The organism is Ruegeria sp. HKCCA5491 (assembly GCF_013034565.1).
Lineage (GTDB): Bacteria > Pseudomonadota > Alphaproteobacteria > Rhodobacterales > Rhodobacteraceae > Ruegeria.
In genome coordinates, this window is record NZ_WQGG01000021.1 from 17,591 (window position 1) to 36,028 (window position 18,438).

15 protein-coding genes are annotated in these 18,438 nt (G+C 52.6%); 4 read left to right on the plus strand and 11 right to left on the minus strand.

Going from position 1 to position 18,438, the window contains the following annotated elements; all coding sequences use genetic code 11:
* The first annotated feature begins 510 nt into the window (after positions 1-510).
* Positions 511-1,410: a hypothetical protein gene (locus GOV88_RS20175; protein ID WP_174834589.1), complete on the plus strand. Its 900-nt coding sequence runs from the start codon at positions 511-513 to the stop codon at positions 1,408-1,410.
* A 749-nt stretch (positions 1,411-2,159) separates the two neighbouring features.
* Here GOV88_RS20175 and GOV88_RS20180 read toward each other — a convergent pair.
* Entirely contained in the window at positions 2,160-5,303 is a 3,144-nt protein-coding gene (locus GOV88_RS20180; RefSeq protein WP_171241514.1) for an efflux RND transporter permease subunit, read from the minus strand.
* A gap of 12 nt (positions 5,304-5,315) precedes the next feature.
* Positions 5,316-6,290 carry an efflux RND transporter periplasmic adaptor subunit gene (locus GOV88_RS20185; RefSeq protein ID WP_171241515.1) on the minus strand — a complete coding sequence of 325 codons (975 nt, stop codon included), beginning with the start codon at positions 6,288-6,290 and terminating at the stop codon, positions 5,316-5,318.
* A 273-nt stretch (positions 6,291-6,563) separates the two neighbouring features.
* Between GOV88_RS20185 and GOV88_RS20190 the strand changes: the two genes are divergently transcribed.
* The gene (locus GOV88_RS20190; RefSeq protein ID WP_171241516.1) at positions 6,564-7,193 is read left to right on the plus strand and encodes a TetR/AcrR family transcriptional regulator; all 630 of its coding nucleotides are present in this window, start codon (positions 6,564-6,566) and stop codon (positions 7,191-7,193) included.
* 398 nt (positions 7,194-7,591) lie between these two features.
* On the opposite strand, the gene GOV88_RS20825 is transcribed toward GOV88_RS20190, so the two are convergent.
* The 4 genes from GOV88_RS20825 to GOV88_RS20830 are packed head-to-tail and all read right to left on the minus strand — an operon-like array spanning position 7,592 to position 11,978.
* Positions 7,592-9,085, minus strand: coding sequence for a cryptochrome/photolyase family protein (locus tag GOV88_RS20825; protein WP_171241517.1), 1,494 nt, complete (start codon positions 9,083-9,085; stop codon positions 7,592-7,594).
* 3 nt (positions 9,086-9,088) lie between these two features.
* The gene (locus tag GOV88_RS20200) at positions 9,089-10,333 is read right to left on the minus strand and encodes an FAD-binding domain-containing protein (RefSeq protein ID WP_171241518.1); all 1,245 of its coding nucleotides are present in this window, start codon (positions 10,331-10,333) and stop codon (positions 9,089-9,091) included.
* Positions 10,330-10,467 carry a DUF2256 domain-containing protein gene (locus GOV88_RS20205; protein ID WP_171123878.1) on the minus strand — a complete coding sequence of 46 codons (138 nt, stop codon included), beginning with the start codon at positions 10,465-10,467 and terminating at the stop codon, positions 10,330-10,332. Before GOV88_RS20205 ends, GOV88_RS20200 begins: the two co-directional genes overlap by 4 nt.
* Positions 10,464-11,978 (minus strand): deoxyribodipyrimidine photo-lyase, encoded by a 1,515-nt coding sequence (locus GOV88_RS20830; protein ID WP_171241519.1) that lies wholly within the window; start codon positions 11,976-11,978, stop codon positions 10,464-10,466. Before GOV88_RS20830 ends, GOV88_RS20205 begins: the two co-directional genes overlap by 4 nt.
* A 687-nt stretch (positions 11,979-12,665) precedes the next feature.
* On the opposite strand from GOV88_RS20830, the gene GOV88_RS20215 reads away from it, so the two are divergent.
* On the plus strand, positions 12,666-13,103 hold the full coding sequence (locus tag GOV88_RS20215) for a thiol-disulfide oxidoreductase DCC family protein (protein WP_174834592.1): 438 nt from the start codon (positions 12,666-12,668) through the stop codon (positions 13,101-13,103).
* 174 nt (positions 13,104-13,277) lie between these two features.
* Here the strand turns inward: GOV88_RS20215 and GOV88_RS20220 are convergent, their stop codons facing one another.
* The 3 genes from GOV88_RS20220 to GOV88_RS20230 all read right to left on the minus strand — a co-directional run bounded on the left by GOV88_RS20220 (position 13,278) and on the right by GOV88_RS20230 (position 16,384).
* Positions 13,278-14,597: an AarF/ABC1/UbiB kinase family protein gene (locus tag GOV88_RS20220; protein ID WP_171241520.1), complete on the minus strand. Its 1,320-nt coding sequence runs from the start codon at positions 14,595-14,597 to the stop codon at positions 13,278-13,280.
* 6 nt (positions 14,598-14,603) lie between these two features.
* Complete coding sequence (locus GOV88_RS20225; RefSeq protein ID WP_171241521.1) at positions 14,604-15,077, minus strand: DUF427 domain-containing protein; 474 nt, start codon at positions 15,075-15,077, stop codon at positions 14,604-14,606.
* A gap of 188 nt (positions 15,078-15,265) precedes the next feature.
* Positions 15,266-16,384: a pyridoxal phosphate-dependent aminotransferase gene (locus GOV88_RS20230; RefSeq protein WP_171241522.1), complete on the minus strand. Its 1,119-nt coding sequence runs from the start codon at positions 16,382-16,384 to the stop codon at positions 15,266-15,268.
* 83 nt (positions 16,385-16,467) lie between these two features.
* Here GOV88_RS20230 and GOV88_RS20235 point away from each other — a divergent pair, with 83 nt between their 5' ends.
* On the plus strand, positions 16,468-17,181 hold the full coding sequence (locus GOV88_RS20235) for an N-acyl homoserine lactonase family protein (RefSeq protein WP_371808274.1): 714 nt from the start codon (positions 16,468-16,470) through the stop codon (positions 17,179-17,181).
* A gap of 46 nt (positions 17,182-17,227) precedes the next feature.
* Here the strand turns inward: GOV88_RS20235 and GOV88_RS20240 are convergent, their stop codons facing one another.
* On the minus strand, positions 17,228-17,956 hold the full coding sequence (locus tag GOV88_RS20240; RefSeq protein WP_171241524.1) for an SDR family NAD(P)-dependent oxidoreductase: 729 nt from the start codon (positions 17,954-17,956) through the stop codon (positions 17,228-17,230).
* Positions 17,957-18,238: 282 nt separating this feature from the next.
* Positions 18,239-18,438: AraC family transcriptional regulator (locus GOV88_RS20245; RefSeq protein ID WP_171241525.1), on the minus strand; the 200-nt coding region annotated here is incomplete at its 5' end.

Below are 18,438 nucleotides of genomic sequence, written 5' to 3' on the forward strand. Positions count from 1 at the left end.
AATCTGACCATGGGACTAGCCAGAATATGTCGAATGTGCGGTTAGCCGCTGGTAGTCAGCCAAGTTGGCATGAGCGCAAATTCTGTCCGCTACTCTCCAAGTTCGTTACCCGCCATTTGCACAGCGCGGCCACGTTTTTCGACGCGGAGGTTTAGGCCGAAACAAGCAAGAAATTCTCAAGCGCGCGAGAGCAAACTTTTTGGCGCGCGTAAAATTACTTGAATTGTTGCTTTTTAGATTCAAGTATTCGCATGCGTGGCAAATTTGTATTACCTCTGCTGCTCGCGCATTCGCCAGATTTGTCTGGTTGCCTCCCGGAGATTCTAGTGAGTGGTTTCGTCGGGAGGCCATTATTTTCGGTTCAATGTTCAATAAATTAGAGGCCTGTGCGTTACCAAGCTACTGAAGCAATATGGCTGCTTTGATCCGCGGAGCAGATTTTATTGGGCTTGAAACGCTCGTTCAGGAATGGCAACCCAGCATGAATCAGCGTCACGTGGGAAACGCCAAATGAAAAACCTTTTTCTAACGTGCTGCTTTGGAGCTATTTCTCTAGGATTTGCAGCGATACCTTCAGCCGCGCAGCACCGGCTAGGTTGGGCATATCAGGTTGATGGGCTTGCTGCGTTTCAAGGGGACGCGGATTTAAGTAACGGTGGCGAATTCTCTGCAAGCCGAGCTTTTCTACGCGCTACCGCACTTTACAATCTGGAAGGAGGAAACTCCATTGGGCTTTCAACCAGCTTCGGCAAGCTGGACTATAGCTTTAGTCAATCGAACAACCAGCCATGGGAGAATATCCGTGACTTGCGCGTTGCTGTTCCCATGCGATTTCGTGCGAGCGATAGAGCAACAGTTTTTGTGTCACCACAGATCAGGTGGGATTATCAAAGTGGAGCTTCCGCATCTGATGGTAGGACCTACGGTGTTTTCGCGGGTATTGCTTGGCAACTTAACGAGCGCCTGACGATAGGACCGGCCTTTGGCGCGTTCTCTCAATTTGATGATGGTGGTACCGATTTTTTTCCGGCCCTTCTGATCGATTGGGACCTAAATGATCGCTGGAACTTGAACACTGGTTCAGGGATTGGAGCGACACAAGGCCCCGGGTTGACGCTGAGCTACACGTTGACTGAGACCATAGACCTTTCCTTAACCGCACGATCGGAGAGAATTCGATTCAGGTTGGATGGGGAAGGTCTCGCGCCAGACGGGGTGGGCGAAGACAAGAGTGTCCCCGTCGTACTTTCCGTTGGATACAACCCAAATCCTGGTGTTTCATTGAGCGTATTCGCAGGCGCAGAATTTGACGGCCGCCTTACGCTAGATGATGCGAATGGAGCAGAAATAAGTCGCCAGAGCTACGATACTGCGCCATTGGTTGGACTGGCGTTTAGGGTCAGGTTCTGATCACAGCATTGACCAGGTTTGCCAGTTGCGTGGGAATTGCTCTTGTGGCTGAGTTCGAACGTCCGCTTTGTCCGCGAAGCGGTCATTCAGTTACAATGCCACCAATGTCAGCTTTGGTGCACGCAAGGCCGTTACTTCACAGAGTGCCCATCTATCATCGGAACAAAGCGGCGGATGATGGAAACCATAAAACTTCTGTGAACACATTTCGTGTGGTTTGGTAGATTACCGACACCTGTCGTTTCGGAAATCAGCAATAAATAGCGTGATATGTCTTCTTCTTTCCGGTGTCCCGGTAAGCGAAAAATTTTAGGCGGGCTTTTAGGCGGGCTTTTAGGCGGGTATAGAAGCTTGCAATAAAAAAATATTTTTAAAAACAAAAGTATATGGCGGAGACGAAGGCTGTATAACTAATCCGTTAAAGTATTATTAAATATTAGCAATGCGCAATCTTCTTTTGAAAGTACCACCAAATATACCACACCGACTCTGATATCAGGCAGAGCTTAAACCGAGATCCAAGCAAAGCAGATGATCCACTTACTATCACAAAGAAGCCACTCATGAAGAGATCAACGTATGCCGCCGATGAGCTCAAAACGGCTATCGCCGCGATAGCCAAGTGCAGTAGATTCTAGAAAAATCAGATAGTGCACAGTCCACTTACGAGACAAAGCAGATTAGTAAGCTTGCTTTGTACAACGCCCGCTTCGACGCGCTGTGGCCCGCCTAAAGACACAATTCAATCCTCACTCCGCCACAAGTGCAACAATATCATTGCGGAGCTTAGAATGGTTTTGATGGGCCGAATTTCTATTGTTGAATGTTCCCTGATACACCAAAGCGAAAACGGGTGGAGTGAAGTAAAAAGATACAACGGTTGACAACAGAACGCCTCCGGCGATTGCCACGGCGAATGGTGGCCAAAACGCACCTCCGCCCAATATCAGAGGCAGGAAGCCGCCGAATGTTGTGACCGTAGTCGAGACAATGTGACGGCTGGAACCAATAACAACGCGAGCCATGGCCGCCTGATCGCCCTGGCTGGCCTGCCGGTCTTGTTGTAACCCGGTCAAGATAATGATTGCAGCGTTGATCGAAACCCCGATTGAACCAATGACCCCAATTATCGCGTTTATTCCAAATGGGAATTGCATAACTGCCAGCGACAGCATTGAAAGGCCTGCGGACAAAACGCAAACGACCAAGGTCACAAGTGTCAAGCGAAACGAGTTAAAGGTTAGCACGATGGTCGCAATGGAAAGAGTTACGATCAAACCCACGGACGCGAGCAGATTACCCACGGTATTGGATCGAGCATCACTGTCGCCGCCTAAAGTCATCTTGTAGCCTTGCGGCAGAACAAACTCCGACGCGTCAAGCGCTGTTAATACGTCCTGCAATGCTTCTTCAGGCAAAACACCGGGCACTATGAACGCCTGTATAGTGTTCTCGCGCGTGCCATCCGTTCGGGTTATGACGCTTTCGGCCGGTTCGATCACTGGCCGGGCTAGTTCTGACAACGGTACACCAGGAAAAACTCCGGTCGCAGAAATTTCAGCAGCGTTCGGCAAAAGGATCGGCATACTGACAATTGCGCTAAGATCTGATCGTACCTCGTCGCCTAAGCGAACGCGTACTGGCAATTGTTCTGTCCCTTCGATCAGTGATCCGCCGGTAATGCCCACAAGGGCCGAGTCCATCTGGCCAGCTATATCCGCCACGTCCAGCCCCAGCAGACGGGCTTTGACCTCATCAATCTCGAACCGAATTTGTGGGTTGCCTCCGTTCACACTCGCACGCGCCTGGGTTACCAAATCGAGATTGGCCATGACCGAACGAACTTCGTCGCCCAGATCGCGCAAAACCGTGATGTCCTGCCCCTGAATTTTGACTTCAACCGGTGCGGCGACTGGGGGCCCCTGAACAAGATTGCGAACGATGATCTGAGCGTCAGGAAAGTCGACATCTAGACGGTTCTGCAACGCTCCAACAAGGCGGGCAGCGTCGTCGGCCGTGTCGGTCGTGATCATGGCTTGTGCAAACCCAGGCTCGCGTGAACGGTTACCAACGATATTGTAGTAGAATGCCGGGCCAGACTCACCCACAGTCCAGTAAACACTCTTGACGCCGTCATCGGCCAGTAGGATTTCATCAATCTGTCGCGCGGTTGCTTCGGTGGTGGCGATTGAAGTTCCACCCGGCATGTCGACCTCGATATAGAACTGGTTTCGGTCGACGCCCGGAAAGAACTGCGCAGTCAGGGTTGGAAAGGCCGCAAAGCCAAGCACGGGCAAGACCGATGCCAACGCGATGGATCGCACCGGATTAGCAACGGACAATCGAATTGACGCCTCAAACAAGCGGGCAAGCGGGGGGAAACTGATACCACGGCTCAGCATTCCTGCGTCAGGTCGATCGGATAGTAACCAGCCGGCAACGGCCGGAGTCACTGTCAACGCCACAACCAAGGACCAGACAAGCATAAGCACAACGGCTATAGCGATAGCACCGACAAAGTCGCCAGCGGGCCCCGGAAGCAAGATCATCGGCGTGAAGGCAAGCGCCGTTGTCACAGTCGACGCCAGCAACGGTGTGGCCAACCGGCGAACAGCGTCTCGCACGGCCGCAAGCCGTTCCATCCCATCCTGCAGACGACGCCGAATTTCATCCGTCATTACGATCGCTGCGTCGACCAGCAGACCGAGTGCAACAATCAGACCCGTTACGGACATTTGATGAATTGGCAATCCAATCATGTTCATTGTTGCCAAAGTTGCCAATGAGACAACCGGCAACACCAAAGCTACAATCGCTGCTGCCCGCACCCCCAAGATAATGAACAAAACAGCCACGACCAGAGCCACGCCAATTGCCATGTTGATCCCAACCTCTGACAAACGATCCGTCGTGTACTGGCTTTGATCAAACAGCAGTATTTCTTTCATCCCCAAAGGTACCGATGCGGCCCCGGCCTCAAGCTCATCCCGAAGAAAACCAGTCCAGCGGTCGATCTGTACGCCATCCTGCGCCAGAACCCCGACTAGAACGGACGGATTGCCGTTGGCAAACGCGATTGAAGACTGCGGTTCGCGCGCGCCACGGTCCACGCTGGCAATATCTCCGATCTGCACAACGGCACCTTCCGCGTTTTCACGCAAGACGATGCTCCTAATACGGTCCAGAGTTTCGATTTCACCGCTGATGCCTATGGTCAGGTCGACATCGGACTGCAACCGCCCAGACTGAACCTTTCCATCTGCTTCGGCGATTCTCTGCGAAATTTCTGCGGCGCCAAGCCCAAGCGCAGCGGCCTTGTCCACATCGACACTTACGAGCACCTCTTCTTCCGGCTGACCGAAATAGTCCACTGCCCGCGTAGCAGGTATCGCGCGTAATCTGTCACCCAACGCTTCGGCATGACGCGAAAGCAAAGTTATCGGAAAGTCAGGCTCTTCGGCCGCGACCGCAATAACAGCAGAATAGGCAGAAATACCCTCGGCATCGAATTCCGGCTGCCCCACTCCACTCGGAAAGTTTTGTCGAGCGTCCTCAACCGCATCCCGAGCCTCGGCCCAAACCTGCTCAATCGTGGCCTCGTCCAGCGTCTCGAGCAATTCCACCGAAACAACCGAAACGCCCGAGCGGGATACAGAGCTGATTTCGTCCACCTCGGCAATTTTCCGAAGCTCTTCTTCGATTTCTGCAGTAACTAACGCTTCGACCCGTTCAGGGTCTGCACCCGGGAACTGCGTCGTAACAGTTGCGAAGAGATTGGTAATCGTTGGGTCTTCCTGCCGCCCCAGTGATAGGAAAGAAGACAGACCTGCAGATACAAGAACCAAAATGATGAGGGCGACGAGCCGGGGATGGCGAAAGGTAAGGGTTTCCATCATATCGCTCCGTCACTCGTAAATGCTGAAGTCGACGCGCTGACCGACGGTAACGCGCTGCGGCCCTTGATCAATCAGGACGGTGCCTTCAGGAAAAACGCCTCGCACAAATACACGGTCATCTTCGGCGTGAAGCACTTCGACCGACGCCAGTCGCACAGTCTTCTGCGCGTCAGCAACCAGCAACGTCCATTGCCCGCGCGTCCCCTCTTTAAGTGAAGTCGTGGGCACCCAGGTTCCTGCGTTCTGGACGGGATCAAGTACATGCACCCGGGCAGTTTGTCCGAAAGCAACATCCGGTTTATTCCTAAGATCGAAAAGCGCAGTTCGGGTTCGGGTTACCGGATCAATATCGGGTCGCAGAGTTGCAAGGTCAGCCCTATAGCTTTGATCTTCTATTTCGATTTCAACGTCGGATAGCAACGCAGGGTCAACGTCGAGCGGGATACCGATCCGAACCTGCGGCGACACGACCTCGACTATTCCCAAAACCAACTGGCCCGAACGCAAAGTCTCTCCGCCGTCCACGTGCCGAGCGGTTATTTGGCCGGCAAAAGGTGCCTCGATGCTGGATTTCGCGATCCGAACGGTGACGTCACGCAATCCCGCATCCAGTTCACCAATTCTGGAAAGTAATTCATCTTGCTGGGAAACTGCCTCATCGAGGCGAGCCTGACTGGTAAAGCCTTGCTCGATGAGTTTAGCGTTTCGCTCGACGGTTTTCTTTGCGAATGCAAGTTGGGCTGCAATGGCATCGCGTGATGCTGACAGTCTTTCGCGTTCGACCTCCAACAAAGCTACGTCTAGTGTTGCGAGAAGCTGGCCCTTAGCGACCTCTTCACCCTCATCCACCAGGATGTGGTCCAGCGTACCATTCAATTCGAAAGAGATATCCGCTGAACGCTGAGGTTCGACTTGTCCGATGAATACACGGTCGACCGTATAGGCGCTCTCCGACGTGATGAGCGTTGCTGAAACCGGGGTCACTGCGGCCGCTTCCGGTGAAGGAACAGCATCTGCCCTACGATTAAGCTCTGAAGCGCCTAGGTAAACTGCAGCAGCTGCGACGGCTATAAAACAGACAGTTACCCCGAGACGCACAATACCACGCAGTATTCGCGAAAATAGGTTCGTCTTGGTCGTTTCAATTGGTATTTTTGCAGGACTCGACATTTGGGGACCTCATCAAGTTAGCATCTCTAACATATGTTAGAAGTTCTCACTTTGACAAGGAATACGTGATCTGGCACATGTTGGATCATGAGCAGCACAGAAAAATATCACGCAACAACCAGCCATTCAGTAAGCAAGAAAGCCTACCATCACGGTGATCTCCGCGCTGCGTTGATCGAGGCAACGAGGCAGTTGGTTGAAGAGAAAGGACCAGACAGATTCTCCGTTTCCGAGGCCTGCAGACGGGCGGGCGTATCGACTGCGGCACCGTACAAACACTTCAAAGATAAGACAGAAATGCTGGTCTCGACAGTTCTGGAAGGGATGGACCGTCACCGAAGCAAAATGCTAGCAGCGCTTGACGGCATTCCTGAAGGATCTCCCGAGCGCATTACTGCAATCGGTATGGAGTATATTGCTTTCGCCTTAAGTGAGCCCGGGATATTCAGATTAAAATTTGGCGGCTTTACAGACCGCATCGCGGATCCCCGACTGGAAGAAGGCGGTCAGCAAAACTTTTCGATTCTACTAACTGAGGTTGCAAAATGCCTTGGGGAACCGGGAATCACAGAAGAAGTCCGTCGTCGTGGTTTTTTGTTGTGGAGCTTCGTACACGGGCTGTCTTTCATTCTGCACGATAGAAGACTTGCGGAAAAAGGCGAAGAGTTTGATCTGCACGCTATTCTTGAGGACATTTCGGAAAGAATGCTGAATTAATCGTTCTTTACTTAAGAAATGTGACTGCCCGCTGATAGGATACAATCTAGAGAATTGTCACGCAGACTTCGACGCGACTGCCTAGGTTCACAAAAATAGGCATCCAAAACGCGCAGAGAATGTCCGTTCTACAGCCAAGGTACTTTTGCGCCAATGCTAAGTACTGAGATTTGCTGTTCAAACAAAAAACGCTAATGACAAGCACGTTGGCGCAGCGGTCACTGATGAACTACGCACAGAACGTCTTCTTCGGGCCTCTAGCTACCGACGCAGCACGGTCAACCGACGGCGACTACGCACGGAAAGCTGACTTCCCAATAGCGTTTACTGAACCCGTCCCAAAACCAATCTCGGGGTGTGTCCAAGGTCTCAATCGCGCTCAGCCATATAGTCTGTGCTCATGCCATCTGCCGCAAATAGGCTTCGGCCGTCGTGACATGCTTGTTTTTGACTTCTGTCGACATGCGTCCAGCCGTACGGCACATCATCGCCCATCGAGGATTGCCGGCAAGTCTGTCGGTGTGTTTCAGAATAAAACGCCAATACAGACCGTCCCATATGTCGGACCAAGGCCCTTTGTCCCAATGGCTCATTTTACGAACGTAGTTTGAACCGGAAAAGTACGGTTTGGTGGTGATTAAACCACCATCGGCATGCTGGCTCATCGCGTAGGCGTTTGGAACCATCACCCAGTCATAGCTGTCGACGAACATTTCCATGAACCAGCGATAGACATGGTCCGGATCAATCTCACACAGAAACATGAAACCGCCCAGTATCATCAGGCGTTCAATGTGATGGCAATAACCGGTTTTGAGCACCCTTTTGATCGTGTCGTCCAGCGGATCAATGCCAGTGGTGCCATCATAGAAAGAGCGGGGTAAAGGGCGGTTATGGCCCCAATGATTTGTTGTGCGCATTGGCACACCAAGGTCTTCATATGTGGCGCGCATAAACTCGCGCCAACCAATGATCTGTCGGATGAATCCCTCTACCGAGTTCAGGGGGATGCCCTTTCGATCCGCATGCGCGAGGGCCGCGTTCAAAACTTGTTTGGGCGTCAACAATCCAATATTCAAGGCAGGCGTGAGAACGGCATGCCATAGCCAGTTTTCGCCCTCAACAATAGCATCTTCATAGTCGCCAAAACGTTCGAACCGCCGCTCCAGAAACTGCGTTAGCCAATCGGATGCAGCTTTATGTGATGTCGGATAATACAGCGTTTCCAGACTACCCAGTGCATTCGGAAAATCAGCCAGAACACTCGCCTTTGCGGCTTCATCAACTGCATCATGGTCAGGCCAGTCGATCCACGGCAGGCTATCCAGCAGCGCTTTGGGTACTTTTTTGCGGTTTTCTTCGTCAAAGCTCCACTGTCCCCCGGTCGGTTGACCACCATCCATCAACACGTTCATACGGCGGCGCTGGTATTTGTAGAACTCAGCCATGAGCCAACGTTTTCGACCGGCAAACCAATTCAGATTGTCGGCCCGCGTATTCAAAAAACCGGGTGACGGCTGGATATTCAGCGTGATTTCGGTATTGCTAGCTGCCGCCCGAAACCGTCTTTCTGCAACGAAGTCTACTGGATCAGCCATGATTATTCGGCTGACACCGCGATCACGCAGGCTTTGAAACAGTCGCAGACATGCAGCCGGTTGCTGCTCATAAGGCCATATCCAGGCATCAAATCCGTTGGCGACCAAACCGTTGCGATAGTGTGCCATGGAAGCACGGTGCAGCCAAAGCTTTTGCTTGTGCATCGCGACTGGATAGTGCGCATCGCCAAGGAACAGAGGGTCTTCGAAAAGCACAACGATGTCTGGCCGGGCGACCAGACTCGGGTGCTGGGCAAACAATTGGTTGGGGAGTAGAAGGGCGGCAGTGGACACGGGTTAAAGCCTTGGTTGGGTGGCCAGGTTCAATTGGCCCAGAAGCGATGGGATATTCTTTCGAAGGCCGAAGTATCCGGCCCTTGCATGAGGCCAAGTTATCGCGTCGTACGGCCGCATTATCCTGATCAATGACAGACCAGCATCTCTCAATAAGGTTTCCGCACGATCCAATCGTGAACGGGTGGGGCCAACAGGCGGATAGGCTGTTGCAATGGTCGTGACACCCGCATTTCGCGCTGCCTTGATCAGCGGGGCACACCAGTCGTCGGCCGATTTTGGGGGTTTTCCATAGGGTTCAAGGACGTTGCTGATCGCGCCCTTGACAAAGTCTTTTGCGGCGTCTCCCATCGGGTTTGGAGACCGGCCATGCGTCGCCAAAAGTCCGATTGCGGCAACAGGCGATGTCGGCATTATGCTTTCACCCGACAGATCATCCTCGGTCAACAGCAACAGATAAGGACTGTCTGGGGGTGTGCGCGGGCTTGAAAGTGGAATGAGCGGGTGATCAACCGGCTCGGTCAATGGTTCTGCAATTTTGGCGAGGCCTATTGGTTGAAACCGTCCTTCAGTGTATTTGGCAATATTGTCAGGGCGCGCGAGGTAGGTTTTGCCTTTCGTGTGCAATCCGCCAACCCAACGCCAGCTCAGCGTGTTCGATGCGGGATCGCCATCCAGCAAGTGTCGCAAAAAGAAATCTGCCCCAAGCTGCCACGGTAAACGAAGCGTATAAATCCAAATTGAAGCGAACCACATGCGCGCATGGTTATGAAGGTAGCCAGTCGCCACCAGTTCCTGAGCCCAATGATCCAAACAGTCGATGCCGGTTTTGCCGTTGACGGCTTCATTGAAGCGGATCTTTAGGCCCTCGTCATTTGCTAGCTGCTCGCAAGCGCTCAACAAGTCCCATTGATACAGTGCCCAGACGCTGGGCCTTTGTTCCAGCCAGCCCTTGAAATACGTGCGCCAAAACACTTCTTGTACGAACTTCTCTGCGACGTCGAAACTATGCGACGCTAGTACCGTCGCCAGAACCTCGTTCTCCGTTATCAAACGGTGGCGCAGCCATGGCGACAAAGCCGATACATTACTACGCCGCTCGGTCCCGAAATCGTAGTTCCGCGTACTTGTATATTGCCGACCAGCGCGGCCAACGAACTGCCTTAGCCTTTTCAGACCAATAGTACGTGTAGGTTTGAAACTGATCGTTTCTTTCGCTTTTGCGAGTTCTGGAAATCTCTTGGTCATGCAGCCGACCTGCATTTTTTCGAGCAGTATTTCACTTCATCCCAAACGTTTTCCCATTTCTTGCGCCAAGTGAAAGGGCGCTGACAAACCGGGCAGATTTTTTGGGGCAAATAGACTTTCTTCCGCATTTTCATGACTGGTCCCCCAAAGGCAGGTCGAGTTGCTTTTGATCTCGAGAAGCCCTTGAGCCTCTTCGGGCATTTGGTCTTGTCTTTCGACTTGCGTGTTTTTTTACGATGGCTCGTGCTGTGGTGCGAAACTCCGCATTTCGGCGGACGCCCCAAACCCGCTCGCGCGCGGCCTTGGCTGCCGCGAGATGGTCAAAAACTGGCTCTGGATAGAGCTTTCCAAGGATTTGTTTCGCGTTTTGAGCTTTCCAGGGTTCGTGGATGTGCTGATCCGCGATTTGGGATAACTCCGGTACCCATGTCCGAATGAACAACCCTTTTGGATCCTGATCATGACCCTGCTTAACCGGATTATAAATCCGCACAGAATTAATGCCGGTAGTGCCTGATTGCATCTGTACCTGGTTCCAGTGAATCCCCGGTTCGTAGTCAGTAAACATGCGCGCTAAATGCTCCCCAGGGGCCCGCCAATCCAGCCAGAGATGATAACTCGCCGCGGCCATCACCATTGCGCGCATCCGAAAATTGAGCCAGCCCGTTGCTAGCAACGACCGCATACATGCGTCGAAAAAGGGGTACCCGGTTTCGCCGTTGGACCAAGCAGCCAAGAGTTCAGCATCTGGTGCCGTGGGACGAAGACCGTCGTATAGCCGGTGCAGGTTTTCAAACTCAATCCGAGGTTCATCCTCGAGTTTCTGAATAAAATGGCAATGCCAATGCAATCGGCCCGAGAACGAGCGAAGCGACTTGCGCCAGTCCTTTGCATGCGGCGGCAATCTGCGTCTTTGCTTTTCAGCAGCTTGCGAAACCTCGCGCATCGAAAGCGCCCCCCAAGCCAGGTAGGGCGATAGCCGCGAACACGCAACGGCCCCCTCCAACGGGCTGGACATTTCGCGTTGGTATCTTTTGCCGCGGTGGGTCAGAAAGCTGTTCAACCGTTCCAAACCCGCAGCTCGTCCACCGGCTTGACGACCAACGCACAGATCATCCCACAGGCCGAGGTCGCGCGCCGTGGGAATATACCCTAGTTCTATGTCGATATGTTTCAGCGCAACTGGTGACGAAGCGGGCAATGCCATGAACCTATCCCACCGTTCCGCCCAGCCGTCGCGAGACTTGAGCCTGCGAAAAACGCCATGGTTCTGCACTTCGTGCCAATGCACACCATGATCCCTGCACCAGGCCGCGACCTGGCGGTCCCGCTGATACGTCCATCTGTTTCCTGTTTCCTCGTGTGACCAAAGGACGTCAATTAGACCGCGATCTTTCAACTCGGAAAGGACCGACACAATTTGCCCGGTGCGAACAACAAGTGGCTGGCCCAGTTTCCCGAGCTCTTTTCGCAAACCAGCGATTGTCTCGGCAACAAAGTCCCACTGCCGTTTTGAGGCGTCACGCTGCTGCCAAAGCTCTGGCTCAACCACGTAGAGTGGCAGAACTGGCCCGACCTGAGACGCTTGCGCTATTGCCGGATGATCATTTACCCGTAAATCCCGTTTGAACCAAACGACCTGCACGATACCTCCGTTCTTCTAGTATTGTACGTGTGGCCTCAAAGAATGGATCTTTGTTCTAACCCCCCTCTCCATTTCGCTGTAGACGCAGCCTTTGCACCGGCGCCATCGGTCTTCGGAACTTGAAGGCTGGAAGCTTCCGCGAACTCACTGACTAACGTCTGGCCCAAGTTTACGTTGTTCGAATTCAGATTTCTGAGTGCAGGTGAAAAAGACCACCACAACGATCTGTATGCCACTAAACACAGCCAGCGCGATTAGCGGCGAACCGCAGAACATGAACCCTCGAAGCACCGTTAATGGGAGAAAGCTAAGTTCAAACCGAACCTTCTCGTTTGCGCATCGAAACCGGACATCTAGGCTCAAGCAGAATTTAGCCTCGCCGATCATTCGATACGGAAACCACTGAATTTGTTTGATTGACGCAGTCAAATTTCTGTGGCGGCGACTAGGAAGTATTCTTCTACAAACAGCGAGAAAATTATGAACCTCGCGCCTCATTCAACATATTCTCCGGTTCGCCTGCAATTCCAGCGAAGCTGCCGATTAGTCTAACTTGCAGCATCCCAAGTTGCGGCTTCATAGCGCATCTGTCAGCCACGATTGCCCACTCGTTTCTTTGGATTTTGCGCTAGCTCCTACAAACGTACTGGCGAGCCCCAAGAGGTAAGGTCAAACAAAATGTACAAAATGGATAATGCTGAGGTTGCACTCAATTCTGATGACGCCGATCAATACCTTACTACGGTGTATTACGACGGATCGTGCGCGCTTTGCTCCGTTGAGATAGGGCATTATGCTTCTTGCCAGGGCGCTGAACACCTGCGGTTTGTCGACGTTTCAGAACCCAATGTTCGTATTGGCCCAAATCTAACGCGACAAGAAGCGATGAAACGATTCACAGTGCGCCGACCAGATGGAGAACTTGTGTCCGGTGCGCGCGGGTTCAGGGAACTCTGGGGCGCGTTACCCAAATGGCGTTGGCTGGCACGCGCGACAGGCTTACCGGGGGTAACGCCTCTGTTAGAACTTGCATACCGAGTTTTCCTGCCCTTAAGGTCGACGCTTTCGAGCATCGCGTCTTGGTTAGGAGCGAAGCCAGTTAACAGGACGAGTTCGTCAAAATAATCAACTTAGGCTATGGCCATTTCGAAAGGCTGGATTGGCCCGTCAATCGTGTTCTCGAATCCGCAATTGGCAACCTGCGCGCCTTGTTCACGCTTCGTATTGGTTTGGTCACGCTGATCCGTGACGCAGGTTTGTTATTGTTCGGTTTCTTGGTTCTACGTGAATTACGATCGTTCAGGTGACGTACTTTTCGAGAAGAGTCTTCACAGGCAACGAAGCCCTCAATCGAGTGGCCAATAAGAATATCCCCCCAATCTTTCGCTGAAGGTAAAGAGTTTCCATTGGCATTTGAGGTGGAACATACCCGGCCGCGGCCAAGGCCATACCCTGTCTGTGCAAATGGTTGAAGAACGTTCTGTCAGCAAAATGAAACTCCTTCGCAGACAGGATTGCGTCGAAAACGCAACGTATCATTCCGAGGATCCTATCGTCGAATGGACCATCACCTTTAATGAGCTTCATATGCATAGCAGCGTTACGAAGATCTGCGTCATCCTTGCGCAAGCCTGCACGCAGCAGTCGAAAATAACCATCTATTGCAGATGGTTGCAGTGCGCGAGCCGCGCCAAAGTCCAAAAGACCAATCTTGCCATTTGACGGGTTGTATCGGTAGTTGGCGAAGTTCGGATCGCTTTGCATGATACCGAACTCGAAAACCTCACGCAGTGTGAGTTGGACCAAGGCGTCGGATACTCGATTGCGTTCCTCGCTGGTCGCATCACTCAAGGCTTCGATAGGGCGGCCTTCCAGAAAGGACATCATTAGAACTTCTGGAGTGCTCCAATCCGGATAGAACTCTGGGATTTCAAATGCTTCATCATTTTGCAAGAGGTCAGCAAAATGGCGTAGGTGCTGTCCCTCGCGTTCAAAGTCGGTTTCTTCATGCAGTTGACTGCGCGCCTCTTGGATATACGGATCCAGATCAAAGGTCTTGGGAAGCAAACCTGACATGCGAACCAGAGCAGCAACATTGGCAACATCGCTGTCGATACTGCGCGCGATACCGGGATATTGCACTTTGATCGCCACTTCGCGTCCGTCTTTGATAGTTGCACGATGTACTTGCCCAATGCTCGCTGCCGCTACGGGCCTAACATCGAAGGTTTGGAAGGATTTTCGCCAATCCGGACCCCAAGCTCGATTTAGGACGTTGCGCAATTGTTTCGGCGGCATGAAATGCGCCTGATCTCGCAGATGCGCCATGATGTCAGCCAGTTCAGACGGCAAGACCTCACCTGCATCCATCGAAATCAATTGACCCACCTTCATCGCGGCCCCTCGCATGCGAGCAAGTTGATCCGCGACTCGTGCTACGTTGCCGGGTGTCATCAACAAACCACGCATATCTGGTCGCGCACCGCGACCGATCTCTCTTAGGGCGCGTACTGCCACGTTCCCTGCAATGCCTGCAGTCATGCTGCTCAAACCTGCAACACGGACCAAACGGCTTGTAGGAACGGCCAAAGGGGTTGTCGAGGATTTAGGATCCGTCATTAAACCTCACCAAAATTCCGTACCCGGAGCGCCTTTTATGCGACCCTTCAAGTTTTCGTTGACCCAACCTCCATAGAAGTCCCCGGGTTGCGGGATCACCCGGTACTCACCAACAAAACAAACGTCCATAAGTCGGGCGTATAAGGCGAGATAGCCCTTAATCCGTTCAAATTTGATGGTTGGTGCAGCATAACTCCACGCAGCTTTCTTAGCCGCAGCTGCCCCGCTCTGAACATCCCAGTAGCTCGCAACACCCTTCCACTCGCAGAATGATCTACCCGAGGCCTTTGTCAGAACGGCATCAATGTCTTGCGGCGGAATATAATACGTGGGGGCGTGGTGGGTTTCGAGAACCTGAAACGCCTGATCGGTTTCCACGATTGTTTGACCGCCGAGCTCGATCCGCACTCGATGAGGCACTGCCCGCAGCGCAGGTGGTCGCGGATAGTCTTGGACGTTTTCAGTTGTCCAACCTGTCATTTCGAACCTTGGTTATGAATCAGTTGTTCCATCTTCGAACTAGCGCGCCGACAGCGTTATTCTAGCGATAGAGCTTTCAGCGTATGGCGGGTGAACTTGCACCAAAATTGGGCTTAGTGTCAGCTTCGGACAGGCAACGTTATTTGACCGACTTTGCAGCCCGAACCGTCGAAATGAGTGTCCTAAATCTACCAGTTTGCCAATAGTTCGCCCATGCGCTCTAGGCCAACGTCGAGGTTGGCAGCAGCACCTCCCCCCACACCCAGTCGGATGTGGTTCTGCATCCCGTAGGACGATCCCGGTAGTAGAAATGTCCGATAGGGATCGGCGAGCAAGCGTTTGGCGAACACGTCGCCATCAATCCCATCGAGCCGTGCCAAACCAATTAATCCAGCCTGAGGTTTGACCCAATCGAGGTTGGGCTGATCGGCAACAAACCTATCCAAGCGTTCCAACGTTTTCATCCCAGCTGCCCGTGCAGTTTTCAAAGCCTGATTATATCGGTCAGACCTCAAGGCGATTTCGGCGATGACTTCGCCGAGAATATTCATAATTTCGCTCGAGTTTTCCCGCAGAATAATAGCGTCCCAAATGAGATTTGAATCACGGCATATCATCCAGCCGGTGCGTAGCCCCTGGAGCCCCAGTGCCTTGGAAACGCTGCCCGTCGTGATACCCCTTGGATACAAACCAGCAATCGAAGGGGCACGGGACCCGTCCCACTCCAATCCCGCGTAAACCTCGTCAACAACCAGCCATGCACCTACGCGATCTGCGATTTGGACAAGCCTTTCCAGCTCTGCTTGTGTCATCAACTGCCCGGTGGGGTTATTGGGGTTGGTCATAAAGATGAGCCGCGTGCGCGCTGTTACTGCGGCCTCAACTTTGTCGAGCGGCAATACCCAACCAGCACTCTCTTCGCGGTCGACAACTTTTAGCGTCGCGTCAACTGCCTCTGCCAATACGCCCGCTTGTGGCCAGCCCGGGCGTTCCGTTACGACTTCGTCGCCCGGTTGGACCAATTGCATGAATGCAAGATAATTGGCTTCCGCGGCGCCGGCGGTGATCAGAACGTCGTCTGGCTTGCAAACATCAGACAAGCCGGCGCGGTCCAAAACATGCCGTCGTAAAGCGCGCAGACCCCGAAAGCTCTTTTGGTTCCAATCCAACGGCAGCGCTGGATCCAGCGCATCCATGAACTCACCCAAACGCGGCGACTCGGACAAGGAAAACCCAACGAAAGCTTCTGGATCCGCTTCCGTGGTATCCAGTAGGTATTGAAAAAGTGTGTGTATCTTGACTTTCATGCTCTACTCAAAATCTTTGTAGTCAATCAGGGAGAGAGTCTGTGCAAGCAGAGGGATTTGTCAAAGGGCGACCGATTGACCTTGTGGTTTTGGACTACGGGCTGTTCAAGGTCCATTCCACTGGCCGCATCATAGGTATCTGCGGGTTTCTGATCCGAACAGATTTGGGAGAAGCAATACTCATCGACACTGGATTTCCTGAAAAATACGCCATTGATACCGACGCCGCGGTCAAAGAAGATCGATTGTTCGAGTTTGGCGAGGTTCTGAAGTGCGAACCAGATAATCTGCCACGCGCACAGCTGGCAAAACTCGGGCTTATTCCTTCAGACATTACATTACAGATTTGTACGCACTCCCATATAGACCATATCGGTGCATTGGGCGACTTTCTAAACAGTCCCATTCTCATCTCCTCTGCCGAGCGAGCCTTACCTCGCCCCTTGTATTGGGGCGATATGCGGCCGATGGAATGGCCCGAGCAGGATTACCTGGTTATTGATGACGACGTAGAGATTGGGCCGGGTATCTTCGTTTTGATGGCACCCGGTCATGCGCCTGGCCAAATCGCGGTTATGGTCGATCTTCCGTCGGGGGCGATTCTATTGACCAGTGATGCGATTTCCCGACCAGCAGAAATCGACGAGAAGTTTGCCGGGTCTTGGGACGAAGATGCAGCAATTTCCAGCGCAGACAGGTTGATGCGTCTGGCATCCGAGCGAGATGCCTTTGTAATCTATGGGCATTGTCCAAAGCAGTGGCCTGTTCTGAAAAAAGCACCAGAAGTCTACAGCTGATCCCACCCCGTGAGCCATTTTCCATAAATGCAACGGTGCCTAGGAGTTATCTGACGTCGCGCCCTTGGTTCAGAATAATCACATTCCCGCTGGAAACATCACCGGCCGGCGAAATGAGAAACCCGACCCAAGAGGCGATTTGCTCAGGTAGCATCGCGCGACCATGCGGCATTGCACTAACGGCTTTCTCCAAAACTTCCTTAGTCAAGACATTGAACAACGGTGTCTTAGTCATGGCAGGAGCCAGAGAATTCACACAGATCTTTTCCTGTGCGTATCGACGAGCGAGATCTTTGGTAAGAGTATCCAACGCCGCTTTTGACGCTCGGTAGTGTGGAGGGTCAAACACATCGAAATTGTAAGCTCCGTTCGACGAGATATTTACAATCTTTTTGATGCCTTCGCGTTCCAACATCAACTGAACCGCCTGCTGGCAACAGTGGAACGCGGAGTTGAAGTTGATTGTCATCTGCTGTTCGAGTTCTTCGGGAGGAATGTGCGGGAAGTCCGACATGAAGCAGGTGCCCGCGTTGTTTACCAAAGCATCCAGACCGCCATACTCTGACCTGATACCATCAAACGTGTGAGCGACAGCAATGGGATCCGTTAAGTCAACGCAGATAGGCGTGAAATCCAAAACCAGTTCTGCCGCAAGTTCGTCTAGTCGCTCTTCACTGAGGTCCAGCCCAATCACATGAAACCCATTTGTCCGCAATTGGCGACAGATGGCTCGACCCATCCCTCCCGCAGCGCCGGTCACAACCGCTGTTTTCATAATCACTCCTCCAACCATGGCCAGATCTGGAGTACTGCGAGCTAAAAAAAACTTGCAACCATTTTATCCGAAAGCGGCGAAAATCAATTCTCTTCGAATTCGGTGCACGTCCGTTGAGGGCTCAAGTTAGATTTCGCAAAGTCATACGAGCGGCCTAAAGACGACATCTTGAAGCTCGGATATTCGCTGCGGGTGAATTGGTCTTGGATTATCAACTTGGAACTCGGTGGCCAAGCGTTCAGTCCACGACCACAAGTCTATCCCTTTCACCTTCCATTGTGCTCAGCAATGGCCGCGCGCCATTGTTCTTCGAAACTCACCAGGGGAATGACCAGTCCAAGCGCGAAACGCTCGGGTGAAGTTCGAACTGCTTGTGTATCCAAGCGAAGCCGCGATCTCCCCGATCTTCATATCGGTGGTCTGCAACTGTCCGTTATCAGGGATTTTGGGACAGATGGCCGCCTGAGCTAAGAGAGGATCTG